The sequence below is a fragment of the Mesorhizobium sp. CNPSo 4661 genome, from assembly GCF_057784215.1.
In genome coordinates this window covers 37,459-53,309 of record NZ_JBWGIO010000018.1, presented here as the reverse complement: position 1 = coordinate 53,309, position 15,851 = coordinate 37,459, and the positions used below count along the sequence as shown (strand labels likewise).

The 15,851-nt window shown below is 62.6% G+C and carries 15 protein-coding genes and 1 pseudogene; 7 read left to right on the top strand and 9 right to left on the bottom strand.

From position 1 onward, the window contains the following. The 4 genes from AC0YKC_RS25685 to AC0YKC_RS25670 all read left to right on the top strand — a co-directional run bounded on the left by AC0YKC_RS25685 (position 1) and on the right by AC0YKC_RS25670 (position 3,633). A complete protein-coding gene (locus tag AC0YKC_RS25685) occupies positions 1–828 on the top strand; it encodes an alpha/beta fold hydrolase (protein WP_320293779.1) in 828 nt (275 codons plus the stop codon). Between the two features lie 202 nt (positions 829–1,030). Then, positions 1,031–1,864 (top strand): transporter substrate-binding domain-containing protein, encoded by an 834-nt coding sequence (locus AC0YKC_RS25680; protein ID WP_434723593.1) that lies wholly within the window; start codon positions 1,031–1,033, stop codon positions 1,862–1,864. Between the two features lie 54 nt (positions 1,865–1,918). Beyond that, a complete protein-coding gene (locus AC0YKC_RS25675; protein ID WP_320293700.1) occupies positions 1,919–2,893 on the top strand; it encodes an amino acid ABC transporter permease in 975 nt (324 codons plus the stop codon). After that, positions 2,890–3,633, top strand: a complete 744-nt coding sequence (locus AC0YKC_RS25670; protein WP_320293701.1) for an amino acid ABC transporter ATP-binding protein — start codon at positions 2,890–2,892, stop codon at positions 3,631–3,633. The genes AC0YKC_RS25675 and AC0YKC_RS25670 overlap by 4 nt, the downstream gene beginning before the upstream one ends. A 45-nt stretch (positions 3,634–3,678) precedes the next feature. On the opposite strand, the gene AC0YKC_RS25665 is transcribed toward AC0YKC_RS25670, so the two are convergent. From AC0YKC_RS25665 to AC0YKC_RS25655, 3 genes are read right to left on the bottom strand one after another with little or no spacing between them, the layout of a single operon-like run. After that, positions 3,679–4,512, bottom strand: a complete 834-nt coding sequence (locus tag AC0YKC_RS25665; protein WP_488513100.1) for an alpha/beta hydrolase — start codon at positions 4,510–4,512, stop codon at positions 3,679–3,681. After that, on the bottom strand, positions 4,512–5,999 hold the full coding sequence (locus AC0YKC_RS25660) for an NAD-dependent succinate-semialdehyde dehydrogenase (RefSeq protein ID WP_488513099.1): 1,488 nt from the start codon (positions 5,997–5,999) through the stop codon (positions 4,512–4,514). The genes AC0YKC_RS25665 and AC0YKC_RS25660 overlap by 1 nt, the downstream gene beginning before the upstream one ends. 15 nt (positions 6,000–6,014) lie before the next feature. Further along, the gene (locus tag AC0YKC_RS25655; RefSeq protein ID WP_488513098.1) at positions 6,015–7,241 is read right to left on the bottom strand and encodes an iron-containing alcohol dehydrogenase; all 1,227 of its coding nucleotides are present in this window, start codon (positions 7,239–7,241) and stop codon (positions 6,015–6,017) included. 231 nt (positions 7,242–7,472) lie between these two features. Here AC0YKC_RS25655 and AC0YKC_RS25650 point away from each other — a divergent pair, with 231 nt between their 5' ends. From AC0YKC_RS25650 to AC0YKC_RS25640, 3 genes and pseudogenes are all read left to right on the top strand, one after another. Next, positions 7,473–8,171, top strand: coding sequence for a GntR family transcriptional regulator (locus tag AC0YKC_RS25650; protein WP_488513097.1), 699 nt, complete (start codon positions 7,473–7,475; stop codon positions 8,169–8,171). Between the two features lie 159 nt (positions 8,172–8,330). Then, positions 8,331–8,530 (top strand): annotated as a pseudogene (locus AC0YKC_RS25645) (ABC transporter substrate-binding protein); the annotation flags it as partial. Between the two features lie 67 nt (positions 8,531–8,597). Then, positions 8,598–9,191, top strand: coding sequence for a DJ-1/PfpI family protein (locus tag AC0YKC_RS25640; RefSeq protein ID WP_320293706.1), 594 nt, complete (start codon positions 8,598–8,600; stop codon positions 9,189–9,191). Between the two features lie 139 nt (positions 9,192–9,330). Here AC0YKC_RS25640 and AC0YKC_RS25635 read toward each other — a convergent pair whose 3' ends face one another. From AC0YKC_RS25635 to AC0YKC_RS25610, 6 genes are all read right to left on the bottom strand, one after another. Then, positions 9,331–10,074: a ribonuclease activity regulator RraA gene (locus AC0YKC_RS25635; RefSeq protein ID WP_320293707.1), complete on the bottom strand. Its 744-nt coding sequence runs from the start codon at positions 10,072–10,074 to the stop codon at positions 9,331–9,333. Between the two features lie 23 nt (positions 10,075–10,097). Then, positions 10,098–11,261: a mandelate racemase/muconate lactonizing enzyme family protein gene (locus tag AC0YKC_RS25630; RefSeq protein ID WP_488513096.1), complete on the bottom strand. Its 1,164-nt coding sequence runs from the start codon at positions 11,259–11,261 to the stop codon at positions 10,098–10,100. A gap of 29 nt (positions 11,262–11,290) precedes the next feature. After that, the gene (locus tag AC0YKC_RS25625; protein ID WP_488513095.1) at positions 11,291–12,388 is read right to left on the bottom strand and encodes an ABC transporter ATP-binding protein; all 1,098 of its coding nucleotides are present in this window, start codon (positions 12,386–12,388) and stop codon (positions 11,291–11,293) included. A 12-nt stretch (positions 12,389–12,400) separates the two neighbouring features. Continuing rightward, a complete protein-coding gene (locus tag AC0YKC_RS25620; protein ID WP_320293710.1) occupies positions 12,401–13,291 on the bottom strand; it encodes a carbohydrate ABC transporter permease in 891 nt (296 codons plus the stop codon). Next, positions 13,288–14,247, bottom strand: coding sequence for a carbohydrate ABC transporter permease (locus AC0YKC_RS25615; protein ID WP_488513094.1), 960 nt, complete (start codon positions 14,245–14,247; stop codon positions 13,288–13,290). Before AC0YKC_RS25615 ends, AC0YKC_RS25620 begins: the two co-directional genes overlap by 4 nt. Before the next feature lie 79 nt (positions 14,248–14,326). Next, entirely contained in the window at positions 14,327–15,808 is a 1,482-nt protein-coding gene (locus tag AC0YKC_RS25610; protein ID WP_488513093.1) for an ABC transporter substrate-binding protein, read from the bottom strand. Positions 15,809–15,851 lie beyond the last annotated feature (43 nt).

Genomic DNA, 15,851 nt, shown 5'->3' with positions numbered 1-15,851 from the left:
ATGGCGCGCTCGGGCCAGCTCGACGTCGAAGGCGTGCTGCTCAACTGGCGTCTCGAGGGCGAGGGCGGCGTGCCGCTGGTCTGCATCCACGGCGTCGGTTCCTATCTCGAAGCCTGGAATGGCGTGGCCGACCGGTTGAAGAACCACTTCGCGGTGCTCACCTTCGACCTGCGCGGCCATGGCCGCTCCAGCCGGGTCAAGGGCCGCTACGAGATCGACGATTTCGTCGGCGAGACGCTGGCGCTGGCCGATCATCTGGGGTTTTCGACTTTCAATCTGGCCGGGTTTTCGCTGGGTGGCCTTATCGCGCAGCGGCTTGCGCTGACGCATGCCGAGCGGCTGGAAAAACTGGTGCTTTTGTCGACCGTCGCCGGCCGTACGCCCGAGGAGCGGCAGGCGGTGCGCGGCCGGCTGGCGGCGCTGATGGCGAGCGACGCCTCGGCGCATCACGCCGCCTCGCTGTCGCGCTGGCTGACGGAGGATTTCCAGGACCGGAACCCGGAGATCATCGCCGAGCTGCGCGGGCGCGACGCCGAGAACGACCGTGACTGTTATGCCGCCGCCTACCGGGTTCTGGCCGAAACCGATTTCGGCGGCATCCTCGATCGCATCACCTGCCCGACGCTGATCGTGACCGGCGAGGACGACCAGGGCTCCAGCCCGCGCATGGCGCGGCTGATGCACGAACAGGTGCAGGGCTCCGAGCTCGCCATCCTGCCCGGGCTTCGCCATTCGATCCTGATCGAGGCACCGGCCCAAGTTGCCGCCGTGATGGGCGACTTCCTGTCGGGCGCCGGTCGGACGAAGGGAGTTGCCTCTCATGGCTGACAGCGCCGGCTTTCCCTGTGATCGGGGGAAGGGGAACGGCAAACATCCTCCGCGGCATCGGAAGACCGGAGCGGCCAGCCCGTCGCTAAATCCGCATGCTTTTTGGGGGAGCACGCCGGCCCGGCCAGCACGAAATTGCGGGTCATGACCAGACAGAAGGTCGTGACCGCATGGAACTGAACAACAACAGGGGAATAGAGACATGACATTCTGGAACAGACGACAGCTGACGATGGCCGCTGTGGCGCTTGCGCTTGGCGCATATCCCGCCCACGCCGGGGCTGTGCTCGACCGCGTGACTTCAGCCGGCACGCTCAAGGTTGCGACAGACGCTAATTGGGCGCCGCAATCCTTCATGAATGCCAACAATGAGCTCGACGGTTTCGACGTCGACGTCGCCAAGGAGATCGGCAAGCATCTCGGCGTCAAAGTCGAGTTCGTCACACCCGGCTGGGACATCATCACGGCAGGCAACTGGGCGGGGCGTTGGGACATGCATGTCGGTTCAATGACGCCGACCAAGAAGCGCGCCGAGATCTTCGATTTCCCGGCAGTATACTACTACACGCCGGCGGCGGTCGCCGTGCACAAGGACAGCAAGGCCAAGACGCTTGCCGACCTCGACGGCAAGGTGGTTGGCGCCACCAGCACCTCCACCTTCGAAGCCTATGCCAAGAAGGAACTGACGCTCGACGCCGCCGGCGCGCCGCCATTCGAGTACAAGCTCAACCCGAAGGAAGTGCATTCCTACGAGAACTCGACCACCGCCTTCGACGACCTGCGCCTCGGCGACGGCGTGCGGCTGGACGCGGTGGTTTCCTCGCTTCCGTCGATCCTCGATGCGGTGAAGGCCGGCTATCCGATCAAGCAGGTGGGCGAGCCGGTGTTCTACGAGCCGCTGGCGATCGCCATCGAGCATGGCGATCCGGAACTGTCGGCCAAGATCGCCGACGCCGTGAAGGCGATGAAGGCGGACGGCACGCTGAGCAAGCTTTCGGAGAAATGGTACGGCCAGGATTATTCGAAGACGAACTAGTCCCTCCAAAGGCGGCCTGCCATTGGCGGGCCGCCGAACCGCCGGTGCTCAAATATGCTCTACCCGGATACCGTCGAGGCCGAAGTCCTCGTTCACAAGCCCTGGTTCGTGGCGACCATGTTCGGCGTCGTCCTGCTGGTGTTCATGGCCTTCAACCTGTCTGGCACCGGCTTCGCCGAACTGATGCGTCCGGTGATCGGCGAGCCCTCGACGAGCGGCCTTTACGGACGCTTCGCCATCGGCTTTGCGATTGCGGTGATCTTCACGCTGAACGTCGTGCTGATCGGTTTCGCGCCGCTTAAGTTGCAGATCGGCATCGTATGGCTCGAACTGCTGCTCCTGTTCATCGCCTTCTTCGAGACGTTTCACCTCAGCCTGCCTTTCATCCGCGAGAAGCTGCCGTTCCTGATCAGCCAGGGCGTGGTAACCACGCTCTACGTCTCGGCGATCTCCATCGTCATCGCTTCGGTCATCGCGGTGGCGGGCGCGGTCGCCAAGCTCTCCAGCAACGGTTTCGCCTACGCGATCGCCAGCTTCTACACCTCCTTCTTTCGCGGCCTGCCGCTGCTGATGCAAGTCTATCTGATCTATCTCGGGCTGCCGCAGCTCGGCTTCGTCATCAATGCCGTGCCCGCTGGCATCCTGGCGCTGTCGCTCTGCTACGGCGCCTACATGACCGAGATTTTTCGCTCCGGCATCCAGAGCATCGATCGCGGCCAGTGGGAGGCTTCGCGCTCGATGGGATTCGGCTTCGCCTTGACCATGCGCCGCATCATCCTGCCGCAGGCATTGCCGGTCATCATTCCGCCGACCGGCAACCAGTTCATCTCGATGCTGAAGGATTCCTCACTGGTCTCCGTCATCGGCGTGTGGGAGCTGATGTTCCTCGCGCGCACGCTCGGCCAGAAGACCTTCCAGCACATGGAAATGCTGATCTCGGCCGCCATGATCTACTGGGTGCTGTCGATCTGCCTCGAGCTGATCCAGTCCCGCATCGAACGGCACTATGCCAGGAGCAAGGTGCGATGAGTGTTCAAGCCATCATTGAAGCTAAGGCCGTTTCAAAATGGTACGGCCAGTTCCACGCGCTGAAGGACATCAACCTCACTGTGCACAAGGGCGAGCGCATCGTCATCTGCGGGCCGTCCGGCTCGGGCAAGTCGACATTGATCCGCTGCTTCAACCGCCTTGAAGCGCATCAGGAAGGCGACATCGTCATCAACGGTATTGCCCTGCATGGCAAGATGAACAACGTCGCTGCCGTGCGCTCCAACGTCGGCATGGTCTTCCAGCACTTCAACCTGTTCCCGCATATGACGGTGCTGATGAACTGCATGGCCGGACCGATGTGGGTCAAGGGCGTGTCCGCCGCGGAGGCGCGCAAGACCGCTCTCCAGTTCCTGGAACGGGTTCGCATTCCCGAGCAGGCGAACAAGTTCCCGGTCCAGCTTTCCGGCGGCCAGCAGCAGCGCGTGGCGATCGCCCGCAGCCTGTGCATGAAACCTGATGTCATGCTGTTCGACGAGCCGACCTCAGCTCTTGACCCGGAAATGGTCTCGGAGGTGCTGGAGACGATGACCGGACTGGCCCGTGACGGCATGACCATGGTGTGCGTGACGCATGAAATGGGCTTTGCCCGCGCCGTGGCCGACCGCGTCATCTTCATGGACGCCGGACAGATCGTCGAAGAGGGCACGCCAGACGAGTTTTTCGCCCGCCCGCGGCATGCTCGGACGAAGCTGTTCCTCAGCCAGATCCTGAAGCATTAGCGACGCGCTTTAGGCAGGGTTGCGCGGTTAGAAGCGTTAGTTCCGTTATTGATTGATACTTTCGATCAGCTCCGCCAACCTGGCGCCGGCACGAGTGCTCGTAAGTCCGAGGTCGCTCACACTGCTCATGTGGTTGGCGTTCGGAAGGCTACAGATCGACACGGCCAGTTTCTGTTGGGAAAAATGTTCGGCCATTGCCTGAGCTTGGGCGTGAAATGGGAGTGTTTCCGTGGCGCCGAAAAGAATTTCGACCGCCACCGTACTGTCGAACCGATGGGTGACTGGGGAGAACCGGGCCACTTCATCGTCGGTGATCGCGATCTCTGCAGCGAGGAAGGAGTCTTGCAGCGGCTTCAAGTCATAGAGTCCTCCGAGCAGCAGCGCGGCTCTGACGCCAGACAGGCGGTCAGGATCGTTGAAGAGCATTGTCGCGATATGCGCCCCGGCAGAGTGGCCGCTAACTGTGAACTGGCCGGCGTTGCCGCCGTAGCTGGCAATATTCTGCTCTATCCAATGCCGCGCACGGCGCACCTGGTCGACAATCGTCGCCATTCTGACGGTCGGCATGAGCGCATAGTCGACAATGGCTGCTATCGCGCCGGCGGCCGTCACCGTGTCGGCGATATAGGAATAATCGCGTTTGGAAAACATGCGCCAATAGCCGCCGTGAATGAACATGTGCACCGGCAGTCCGTCCCGTTCTCCTTGCGGAAAAAACAGGTCGAGGGTTTCGGTATGCGCAGCACCGTAAGCGACGTCAGCGACCATCGGGATGTTCTGCCTCGTCTTGGCGCTGCGCTGAACGATGTCCGCGACGATCTCGTCGAACTCTGCGACGTGATCACGAATGCGGAACGGATCTTTCGGCATCTGGCTCATCAGATCGTCACGGCGATGTATTTCGCCTCCATGAACTCGGCTATGCCGTGCTTCTGGCCGCCTTCACGTCCGAGCCCGCTCTGTTTGACGCCGCCGAAGGGCGCGGCGGGATCCGACATCAGGCCGCGATTGAGCGCGATCATGCCGGACTCGATCCTGGAAGCAACCCGCATGCCCTTGGCCAAGTCCCGGGTGTAGATGTAGGCGGCGAGACCGTACTCGGTGTCGTTGGCCCGAGCGATGGCCTCCGCCTCATTCTCGAATCGGCTGATGGGGGCCACCGGTCCGAAGATCTCCTCATACGCCATTTCTGAATCCGAAGGGACGTCGGCGAGCACCGTCGGCGGATAGAAGAACCCCCTGTCCGCCGGCGCCTCGCCGCCGCACAGGACCTTGGCGCCACGCGTCACCGCGTCCTGGACAAGGCGGTCGATCTTGGCGACAGCTTTCCTGGTGATCATCGGACCACATTCCGTATCGGCCTCCGTGCCCGGGCCGACACGGAGCGCCGCCATGCGTCTGCGCAGGCCCTCGGCGAAAGCGTCATGGATGCCGGCCTGGACATAGAGCCGATTGGCCGCCGTGCAGGCCTCGCCGGCATTGCGCATCTTGGCGATCATGGCGCCGTCGAGGGCGGCTTCCAGATCGGCGTCGTCAAAGACGATGAACGGCGCGTTGCCGCCAAGCTCCATGGAACAGGAGATGACATGCTTCGCGGCCTCGGCCAGGAGCAATCGCCCGATACCGGTCGAGCCGGTGAACGACAACTTGCGCACGCGCGCATCGGCCAACATGGCCGCGGTCAGCGGTCCAGGATCGGACGTGGTGATGACGTTGACGACGCCGGGCGGCACGCCTGCCTCTTCGTAGAGCGCCGCAAGCGCATAAGCTGTCAGCGGCGTCTCGCTGGCAGGCTTCAGGATCACAGTGCAACCCGCTGCGAGCGCCGGCGCGATCTTGCGCGTCGCCATGGCGGCAGGGAAATTCCACGGCGTGATCAGAATGCAAATGCCGATGGGCTGGTAGTCAACCACGATCCGGTTTGCGCCGGACGGCGCAAGATTGTACTCGCCGCTGATGCGAACCGCTTCCTCCGCGTACCAGCGAAAGAACTCGGCCGCGTATGCGACTTCGCCGCGCGCATCGCGCAGGGTTTTGCCGTTCTCCAGGGAGATCAGCGCGGCCAAGGTCTCAGCGCGTTCGGTCATCAACTCGAAACAGCGCCGCAGGATCTCGGAGCGGCGACGCGGCGGGGTTCCGCGCCACGCTTCGGCCGCGGCTGCGGCCGCTTCCACCGCGTCGGCGGCGTCGCCGAGCGTCGCGTCCGGCACCGCCGCAATCACGGCTTCGGTCGAAGGGTCAACCACTTCGATGACACGGCCGTCGGACGCCGGCCGCCACTTGCCGCCGATATAGAGGCCGTGGGCGAAGGTGATGTAGTCGGACATATCTTGATCCTGGTCGAATTGGTCTTGGAGGATGTTCATGGATTTGGCTCCAGCTCACACGGTGCCCGGCGCAATCTGACCTTCGTAGGCGGCTCTGACCAGGCTGCGCATCGAGGCGATGTCGAAGGGTCGCGGATTGTTCTTGATCAGCCGGTCGATGCCCAGCGCCTGCTCGGCCGTCCAGTCGATCTTGTCCTCGGCAAGCCCTAGTTCGGCCAGCGTCACGGTGATGCCGATGGCGCGGAAAAGGCGGGCAATCTCAGCGATGGTCGCGCGGGCCAGGCTCTGGGCATCATGGCCTTGGCCGGACAGGCCAAGGGCAATGCCGATCTCGCCAATCTCCGCCGCCGCGACGGGAAGATTGTAACGCATCACATAGGGAAGCATGGTGGCGACGCCGAGCCCATGCGGGGTGTGGGTCAGCGCGCCGACCGGATACTGCACGGCGTGGGCGGCAGCGGTTCCGGCGGTGCCGAAAGCGCAGCCCGCGGCGAGCGCGCCCATCATGACGTCGGCGCGGGCCGATTCATCTGAGCCGTCGCGGCAAGCGGTTTCCAGGCTGCGGCCCAGCAGCTTGATCGCCAAAAGCGCGAAATGATCGGTCAATGCGCTCTTGCCGATGAAAACGTGTTTCTGCGGCAGGTCGGCATCGGTGCCGCGTTTTGAAGCGGTGAACGCTTCGATGGCATGGGTCAGGGCGTCGGCACCGGCGATGGCGGTCAGTGAAGGCGGGCACGTTGCGGTCAGGTCGGGGTCGCAAAGCGCCACAGCAGCGATCAGATGCGGGCTCGAGATGCCGACTTTGAGCGTCCGGTCCGGATCGGAGATCACCGCGACCGGGGTGACTTCCGAGCCCGTGCCGGCTGTCGTCGGCACGGCGATGACGGGGAGGGTGGGTCCAGGGACCTTGAACTCACCATAATAGTCCTGGAGCCGGCCGCCGTGGCTGAGAAGCAGCGCGGCGCATTTGGCCATGTCGAGGCAACTGCCGCCACCGATGCCGATGACCATGTCCGGCTTGAACGCCTTCGCCTCGGCGATGCAGGTCGCCACGCTGTCGCGCGGCACGTCGGGCAAGGTCCTGTCATAAACCAGTGTCTCGACCGAGGCGGCTTTGAAGCCGGCGAGGATCTCGACGAATTCAGGCGTCTTTGACAGGCGCTCGTCCGTGCAGATGAAGGCGCGACCGCCGTGGCGTGCCGCGATCGCCGGCAGCGCATGGCGCTGGCCTTTGCCGAACAGGATTTCGCGCGGAAGGCGCGCGGCTGCAAACAAGGTCATGGATCAAGATCTTTCAAACGAAACTGATTGGCCAAGCGCCGTGTTCGTCACCGAACCCGGCTTGGCGAGTTTCATGCGTTCAGCTTTCTTGGCGGACCGGCAGCCAACCACGGCCGCGTCCATAAAGGGTTCTAGCCCATCCGTTTATATCCTCTATAAAATCGTATAGGATATAGTATTGAATTGGCCGGAGCATCGTGTTAGGGCTTTCTCCTGTCAAGAGGCAAAACGATGCAAGACCACGGTCTGACCGTCGACAACGAGGCCCGCGCGAGCGGCCGCATCCAGCGGGCCAACAGCCTGGCTGGAGATGTCTATGAAGCGATCTTCGCACAGTTGATGTCGCTGAGGATTCCCCCGGGATCGCGGATCACCGTCGACAATCTCGTCAGGGAGTTCAACGTCTCCCACACCCCCATCCGCGAAGCCCTCGGCCGGTTGGAAGGTGAGGGGCTGGTGTTGAAGACCCATTTGATCGGCTATCGCGCCGCTCCGCAGATCACCCGGCGCCGGTTCGACGAGCTCTATGAACTGCGCCTTCTGCTCGAGCCCGCCGCCGCGGCGAAGGCCGTGGCAACCCTGGACGAGGAGCGCCTTGCGGCCTTGCAAGAGGCGGCGGGCGTGATGGCGCGGCGGGTTGGGAAGGAAGAGCGTCTGCGCTATTCGAACTTTGCGCGCCAGGACGCGATCTTCCACGACAAGATCATGGAGTTCGCCCAAAACGAGCTCATCCGCGAGACGCTGAACCACCAGCACACGCACTTCCACATCTTTCGCCTGATGTATCATTCGCGCGTCACCGAAGAGGCGTTGGACGAACACGAGGCGATCCTGGCTGCCTTCGCAGCGGGCGATGCGGGCGCTGCCGCGAAGGCCATGCGAGTGCATATCGAGAATTCGCGAGACCGGCTCCTGCCAGCCTTCGAGTAACCGCACCGATGTCCATTGCCGCTCGTATCGACGAAGATTGCGTTGTCGCGCCGCCAGACGGCATGCTGGTCGCTCCCGCGATGCTGCGTGCCCAAGGGCTTTCCAAGCAATACGGCGCGGCGATGGTCCTGACGGATGTCACGCTCGATGTCCTGCCACGTCGTCAGGAAAGTCATCGAGGGCGACGCCGTGACGCCGGTCGAGACGCCTTAGCCGCCGGCGATGATCAAGACCGCCATCTACATGACGGTTGCCAATCTGATCGGCCAGGCGCCGGTTCGCGGTCACGTCAAGCTCGACGGCCGCTGATCCCCCAGGCCAACGCCAAGGAATATTACTTCCCCGATTCTCCGTTCTGAGGACCGCCATCGCAATCCTTCGCGAGGCGTGTTCGCGCCTCGTCATCTCAATCGAAAGGGACAAGTCATGCCAGCCAAGAAAATCCTGATGCTGACCGGTGAGTTCACCGAGGAATACGAAATCTTTGTCTACCAACAGGCCATGGAGGCGGTCGGCCACACGGTCCACGTCGTCTGCCCCGACAAGAATGCCGGCGACGTGATCAAAACCTCGCTGCACGACTTCGAAGGCGACCAGACCTACACCGAGAAGCTCGGCCACTACGCGCTGATCAACAAGACGTTCGCCGACGCCGAAAAGCAGCTCGATCAATACGACGCCGTCTATTGCGCCGGCGGCCGCGGCCCGGAATACATCCGCACCGACAAGCGGGTTCAGGCCATGGTGCGCCATTTCCACGAGACCAAGAAGCCGATCTTCACCATCTGCCACGGCGTGCAGATCCTGATCGCGGTCGACGGCGTGGTGCGCGGCAAGAAGGTCGGCGCGTTGGCGGCCTGCGAGCCGGAAGTGACGCTTGCCGGCGGTACTTACATCGATCTGTCGCCAACTGAGGCCTATGTCGACGGCACTATGGTTTCGGCGAAAGGCTGGACCGCTCTTGCCGCATTCATCCGCGAGTGCCTGAAGGTGCTCGGCACGGAAATCCGGCACAGCTAAAGCATGTCGCGCAAAAGTGACCTCGGTTTGCGGCAACGACATGCATCAAACAAAGGACCTAAAGCGCGTCGCCTGAATCCGTTTCTGCGCGACGCGCTTTAGACCAGCATCAGGCCGGCGCCCGTTGGCGCCGGCCTCGCTAGCTTGGCATATTCCTGGAGTTACGCCAGGCCTCATACTCCCCGCGGGCATCGTCATGCAGCGGATAGTAGCGCTGCAAAGGTGCGCCCTGCATCAGCTTCTCGCGGGAAAACTCCTCCCAGTCGTGATGCTTCTTCGCTTCCTCGATGACCTTGGCAGCCATTGCGACGGGAACCACCACCGCACCGTCATCGTCGGCGACGATGATGTCGCCGGGAATGACCGTGACACCGCCGCAAGCAATCGGAACGTTGACGGCATTGGGATAGATGCTGGTCTGCACATGATAGTTGGGCGTCCAGCCGCGCAGCCATAAAGGCAGATCGAGCTTCTCGACATTGGGTCGGTCGCGCATGCATCCGTCGATGACGATGCCCGCGCCGCCTCTACCCTTGAAATAGGTCGACATCATATCGCCGAAGACGCCCGACCTCATGTCGCCGCGAGCGTCGACCACGACCACGTCGCCTTCCTGTGCATGGTAAAGCACGTGCCGATGCAACTGCGTTTCCGGATCGGCATATTCTCCTTCGTTGAAGAGGTCCGGACGCTGCGGCAGGAATTGCAGCGTCAGCGCCGGCCCGACGATCGATTTGCCATGGTTTTGCGCCACCGGACCGACCATGTGCGGACTGCGGAAGCCCATGTGGCCGAGCGTGCCGGCAACCGTCGCGGCGCCGATCTCCCGCAGCGCGTCGATCAGGTCCCTGGGCGGCCGGGTTATGTCGGGGGTATGCGTCATGATGGACTCCGATTGGGATGGAACTACCAGTTGGTGACGGAACCGTCGCGGCGCCTGAGATGCGGCGCTTCCCAGAAACTGAAAGTCTGCGCCTGGATCGCTGCCTCGTTGACCTCGACACCAAGCCCCGGCAAATCGCCGACCGGATAATCGGTGCCGTCGAGCCGCGGCTGCACGGGGAAAAAGTCGGAATTGTCGAAGCCGAGCTTCCTTTCGGGCGCCCTGGTTTCGAGCCAGGCGAAGTTGGGCACCGCCGCGCCGAGATGGATAGTCGCGGCCGTGCATACCGGACCAAGCGGATTGTGCGGCATCAAGTCGACATAATGCGCCTCGCTCCAGCCGGCGACTTTCATCGCTTCGGTGAGCCCGCCGACATTGCAGACGTCGAGCCGATTGAACTGGTGGATGCCGCGCTCGACATAGGGCAGGAACTGCCACTTGCTGGCAAATTCCTCGCCGATGGCAAAGGGGATGTCCGTCATCCTGCGCAGGGATTCGTAGGCCTCCGGTGTCTCGTCCCGGATCGGCTCCTCGAGGAAATCGAGCACGCCGCGGTCGAGCTTGCTGCAGAAGCTCGCCGCTTCGGCCACCGACAGCCGATGATGATAGTCGATGCCGAGGACGACCTCGTCGCCAAGCGCCTCGCGCGCCTTGTTCAGCATGTTCGCCGTAGTACCAATCGACTCGCGCGGCTCGAAGATGTCCTTGCTGCTTTGCCCTGCGGGAAAGAAGCGGATCGCCTGCCATCCTTGCGAGCGAAGCTCACGAGCTCGTTCGATGGCCGCGTCGCCCTCGGCCTCGTCTCCGGTCGAGGCGAAGGTGGGAATGCGGTCGCGCTGCTTGCCGCCGAGCAACTCGTAGACCGGCACTCCCAGCGCCTTGCCCTTGATGTCATGCAGGGCGATGTCAATGGCGGAAATCGCCGCTTGCAGGACCCGCCCGCCTTCGAAGTACTGGCTGCGATAGAGCTCCTGCCAGATCCGGCCGATCTGCATGGCGTCGCGGCCGATGAGAAAATCGCGATAATGCTCGACCGCGCCTGTGACGGCCTTCTCGCGGCCGCTCAAGCCGCTCTCGCCCCAGCCCGAGATGTCGTGGTCGGTCTCGACCTTGACCAGCATCTGGTTGCGCGTTCCGACCCACACCGGGTAGGGCTTGATCGCGGTGATCTTCATCTTCGTCGTCATTCCCCCTCATGTCTCATGCGTTCGCCGTCTCAACTGGCCTCGAGCGCCATTTCGGTTTCGCCATCGAACAGATGCACCCGCTCCTGGTCGAACTCGAGCCAGATCCGCTCATCGGGCGCGACGGCAACGCTCGGCGGCACGCTGACATTGACGATCGCGCCGGACAGGAATGCCTGCACGAAGGTGACGTCTCCGGTCGGTTCCACCGTATAGGCCTTGGCCGGGATGGCGCCCGGCACCGCGCTCTTGTGCAGCTTGATCGTCGAGTGGCGCGCACCGAGCACGATCTTCCTGGTGGTCGCGTTCTGGACCTTGCGGGCGTTGCGTTGCGACAGCTGGAGGGTCCAGCCTTCCGCGCTTGTGAGGACGGCGTCGCCGTTAGCCGCGGATGCCTCCAGCGGAATTAGGCTCATCGCCGGGCTGCCGACGAAGCTTGCCACGAACATGTTGACGGGATGCGCGAAAACCTGCGCCGGTGAATCATATTGCTGCAGATAGCCGCCATTCATCACCGCCATCCTGTCGGCCATGGTCACGGCCTCGAGCTGGTCGTGCGTCACATAAACGATCGTTGCCTTCAGGTCCTGATGGAACCGCTTGATCTCGGACCGCATCTGCACGCGCAGCTTTGCGTCGAGATTGGAGAGCGGCTCGTCCATTAAAAACACCGCCGGATCTCGAACGAGGGCGCGACCGAGCGCCACGCGCTGCTGTTGCCCGCCGGAAAGCTCGCGTGGCTTGCGCTCGAGCAGCTGCGTCATGTCGAGGACGCGCGCCGCTTCCCTGACCTTCCTGTCGATCTCGTCCTTGGGCAGCTTGCGCATCTGCAGCGGGAAGGCGAGGTTCATATAAACCGACTTCTGCGGATAGAGCGCGTAGTTCTGGAACACCATGGCGATGTCCCGATCCTTGGGGTCGAGGTCGTTGACCACCCGTTCGCCTATGAATATGTCGCCCGACGTGGCGGAGGTCAGGCCGGCGACAAGATTGAGCGTGGTCGTCTTGCCGCAGCCGGAGGGGCCGACGAGCGCAACGAACTCGCCGTCATTGATCGTCAGCGAAACCTCGTTGACGGCTTTGAAGCTGCCGTAGGTCTTGACGAGATCTTTGAGGACCACATGGGCCATGCAGGCAGCTCCCTAGTGCTTGACCGCGCCTTCTGTGAGGGCGCGTACGAAGTATCGTTGCAGGAGGAGGAACAGCACCACGACGGGCACGCTCATCATGAAGCTTGCCGCCATCAGGCCCGGAAAGTCGGTCGTGTTTTCCGAGAAGAAGCGCTGGATGCCGACAGGCAGCGTCAGCTGCTCGTTCTTGGAGAGGAAGGTGTAGGCGTAGATGTATTCGTTCCACGCGCCGATGAAGGAATAGATCGCGGTCGCGATGATGCCCGGCGTCGAGAGCGGCATCACAATCAGGACGAAGGCCTGGAACCGCGTTGCGCCATCGATGCGCGCCGCCTGCTCGAGCTGCACGGGAATGTTGTCGTAAAATCCCTTGAGCAACCAGATCGCGAGCGGCAGGCCGAAGGTTAGGTAGGTGAGAACAAGCGAGCCGTGCGTGTTCACCAGTCCGATCGCGCGCATCAGGATGAAGAGCGGCACGAGAAAGATCACCGCCGGGAACATGTTGCGCAACAGGACGGCGAAGAACAGGAAGTTCCGGCCCGGGAAGGTGAAGCGCGAGAACGCATAGGCCGCAGGCACCGCAACGATGACCGAGAGGATGGTTGTGGCGGTCGAGACGATGAGACTGTTCCAGAAGAAGCGGAGGAAATCCTGGCCGACGCTGTTCTGCGGATCGAGCAGTTTCTGGTAGCTAGCGAGGGTAGGTTGGTCAGGCCACCATTGCGGCGGAAATTGCATTGCCGCGAAGCCCGACTTGATCGAGGTGAGCAGCATCCAGATCATCGGCAAGGCGGTGTAAAGCAGCATAAACACCAGGAAGGCGCGCCCGCCCCATCGCCATCCGTCGAAGCGCATGCGACGAACGGGCTGCGCTCGAAAGGCGGTCTCGGAAACCGTGCTCATGCGCCGCCATCCTTCCGCTCGTTGCCGCTGAGCGCGCGGACATAAAAGTAGCCAAGCGTCATCAGGATCAAGAAGAGAAACACCGAATAGGCCGATGCCACGCCCCATCGCTGGCGGCCGAAGGCGAGCTCGTAGATATGGGTGATCCAGATATGCGACGCGTTCGACGGACCGCCGCCGGTCATGATCCAGGGGATGATGAAGGAGTTGAAATTGGCGACCGCGAGCAGCAGGATCGTCACCGTCGAGACATTGCGCAAATGCGGGAAGGTGACGTGCCAGAAGCGTTGCCACGCGTTGGCGCCGTCGACTTTGGCGGCACGCAGCAACTGCTCGGGAACCGTCTGCAGACCGGCCGTCATCATGATCATGGCGAAGGGGAACTCGCGCCAGATGTTGACGACGATAAGCGAGGGCAGCACCGTTGAGACGCTGTCGATGAAATTCGGCGGCCGATCGGCCCACCCGAGTTCGACCAGGACCGCGCCGATGATCCCGAAATCCGAATGGTAGATCCACTTCCAGATATAGGATGCGGCGACCGCGCTTATGACCCAGGGAATGATCAGGATGGCGCGCAGGACGCCGCGGCCGAGAAAGTCGCGGTGGAGCGCCAGCGCGGCGGCAAACCCCAGGACAAATGAGATCAAGGTGGACCCTATCGTCCAGATCAGGGTGTTGAAGGTGACCTGCCAAAAGACCTCGCTGGTCAGGATCGCCGTGTAGTTGTTGAAACCGACGAAGATCTTGTCGCGCAGCTGCAGGCCGGGCGGCGTGTTGAAGAAGGACAGCTCGATCGTGTAGTAGATCGGATAGGCAATGACGACGAGCATCACGACGATCGCCGGCAGCACATAGGCGTAGTCGGCGCGATGCTGCCAGACCTGGCGCAGCATGCCGGATCCACCGGGTTGCAATCCTGGGCGAGCCTCGGCCTTCCCGGTCACGATCGTCACTGTGGCGTGCCCTTGTTTTCAGGAATGGGCCGGCTGCGCCCTGCGCGCGCAACCGGTCGGATCTCAGGTCAGGCCTGGGCTACAGTCCGCCGCCCATCAGCTCTTTCACCTTCTTGGCCGCGTCGTCCGCCGCCTGGTCGACGGTCATCGCGCCGGTCAGGGCGTTCTGCAGCATGTCCGGGACGATGATATTCATGATCTCGGGCGACTGCGGCAGCGCCGGGAAGGGGATGCCGTATGGCAGCATCGAGGTCGTGACGTCGAGGAACTTGATGCTGTCCAGACGTTCCTTCATCCATTTGGTCTTGAAGCCGTTGAGGTTGCCGGGGTTCGAACCGGCATAGGCCATCTTCAGCGACCATTCGGGGCTCGTCCACATGCAGATGATGGCCTTTGCGGCCGGCTCGTCCACCTTGCCGCCCTCGACATATTCCGGCTTGAGGATGTGGATGTTCGAACCGCCGAACACGACGGCGCGCTTGCCGTCCGGGCCGGTCGGGATCAGGCCGTAGCGCATGTTGTCGATGACGGTCTGCGCCTTGTCCTTGTCGGTGCCCGTCGCCTTCTTCTGCAGGTCGAGCATGACGTTGTAGTCGGACGGGTGCGAGATCATCATGCCGAGCTGGCCAGCGAGGAACAGCGGCTGGTTGTCGGCCTGCTGGTTGGTGAGCGCCGAAACCGGAACCGATTTGTCGCGAACATACATGTCGTAGGAAGCCTGCAGCGCCGCCTTGCTCTGCGGGCTGTTGAGCTCGATGTCCTTGTAGGTGGGGTTCGCGGTGGCTTCGTCGAAGACGCCGCCGCCATAGGCCCACAGCTGCGGCATGAAGCGGTAGGGCGTGTTGCCGGCATTCTTGCGCGCCACGAGGCCGTAACCGGCAATGCCGAGCTTGTCGTGGATCTGCTTGGAATATTTGACGACGTCGTCCCAGGTTGCCGGGGGCTTGTTCGGATCGAGGCCCGCACGCTTGAAGATGTCGGCGTTCCAGATGAAAGCCATCGTCTCATTGTTGGTCGGAATGCCGTAGGTCACGCCGTCCCAGGTGACCGCCTTCATGGCGCCGGGCCAGAAATCCTCGGTCGAATAGCCGACGTCCTCGGGCTTGAGCGGCTGCAGATAGCCCTTCGAGGCGAACTCGGTTCCGCCCAGGATCTGCAGGCGGACCGCCATCGGCGCGGCATTGCCGAGGAGCGCGGTGCGGAACTTGTCGAGCAGGTCGTTGTAGGTGAGGGCCTGTTCCTCAAGCTGGATGTTCGGGTAGGTCTTGCGGAAGGTAGCGAAGAAATCCTTGTAGTACTGGCGCAGGAGGTCGGGGTCGCCCTCGAACACGCCCTGGTACCAGAATGTCAGTCGCCCCTTGTAGTCGAGCGGGGTGACCTTGGCGCAATCGCCCGCCGTGTCAAAATCCTGCGTGCCGGCAATAGAACGCACATATTCCGGCGACCACTTGCTCAGGTCGACCGGCGGCGCGGCAAGCGCCGAAGCGGATGTCAACGATATCGTCAAAGCAGTGGAGACAGCGCCGCGCAAAACGGCACCGCCGGCTGTGATCCTCCTCATAAGTCTCCTCCAGGTTCTCCCATGCCGCTCTGCGTCGAGGCAA

Excerpts from the sequence above, each read along its gene's own strand:
- AC0YKC_RS25665 (WP_488513100.1), bottom strand. The coding sequence starts at position 4,512 with ATGAGCCAGATGCCGAAAGATCCGTTCCGCATTCGTGATCACGTCGCA.
- AC0YKC_RS25680 (WP_434723593.1), top strand. The coding sequence starts at position 1,031 with ATGACATTCTGGAACAGACGACAGCTGACGATGGCCGCTGTGGCGCTT.
- AC0YKC_RS25670 (WP_320293701.1), top strand. The coding sequence starts at position 2,890 with ATGAGTGTTCAAGCCATCATTGAAGCTAAGGCCGTTTCAAAATGGTAC.
- AC0YKC_RS25635 (WP_320293707.1), bottom strand. The coding sequence starts at position 10,074 with ATGACGCATACCCCCGACATAACCCGGCCGCCCAGGGACCTGATCGAC.
- AC0YKC_RS25685 (WP_320293779.1), top strand. The coding sequence starts at position 1 with ATGGCGCGCTCGGGCCAGCTCGACGTCGAAGGCGTGCTGCTCAACTGG.
- AC0YKC_RS25620 (WP_320293710.1), bottom strand. The coding sequence starts at position 13,291 with ATGAGCACGGTTTCCGAGACCGCCTTTCGAGCGCAGCCCGTTCGTCGC.
- AC0YKC_RS25660 (WP_488513099.1), bottom strand. The coding sequence starts at position 5,999 with ATGAACATCCTCCAAGACCAATTCGACCAGGATCAAGATATGTCCGAC.
- AC0YKC_RS25630 (WP_488513096.1), bottom strand. The coding sequence starts at position 11,261 with ATGACGACGAAGATGAAGATCACCGCGATCAAGCCCTACCCGGTGTGG.
- AC0YKC_RS25650 (WP_488513097.1), top strand. The coding sequence starts at position 7,473 with ATGCAAGACCACGGTCTGACCGTCGACAACGAGGCCCGCGCGAGCGGC.
- AC0YKC_RS25655 (WP_488513098.1), bottom strand. The coding sequence starts at position 7,241 with ATGACCTTGTTTGCAGCCGCGCGCCTTCCGCGCGAAATCCTGTTCGGC.
- AC0YKC_RS25640 (WP_320293706.1), top strand. The coding sequence starts at position 8,598 with ATGCCAGCCAAGAAAATCCTGATGCTGACCGGTGAGTTCACCGAGGAA.
- AC0YKC_RS25625 (WP_488513095.1), bottom strand. The coding sequence starts at position 12,388 with ATGGCCCATGTGGTCCTCAAAGATCTCGTCAAGACCTACGGCAGCTTC.
- AC0YKC_RS25610 (WP_488513093.1), bottom strand. The coding sequence starts at position 15,808 with ATGAGGAGGATCACAGCCGGCGGTGCCGTTTTGCGCGGCGCTGTCTCC.
- AC0YKC_RS25675 (WP_320293700.1), top strand. The coding sequence starts at position 1,919 with ATGCTCTACCCGGATACCGTCGAGGCCGAAGTCCTCGTTCACAAGCCC.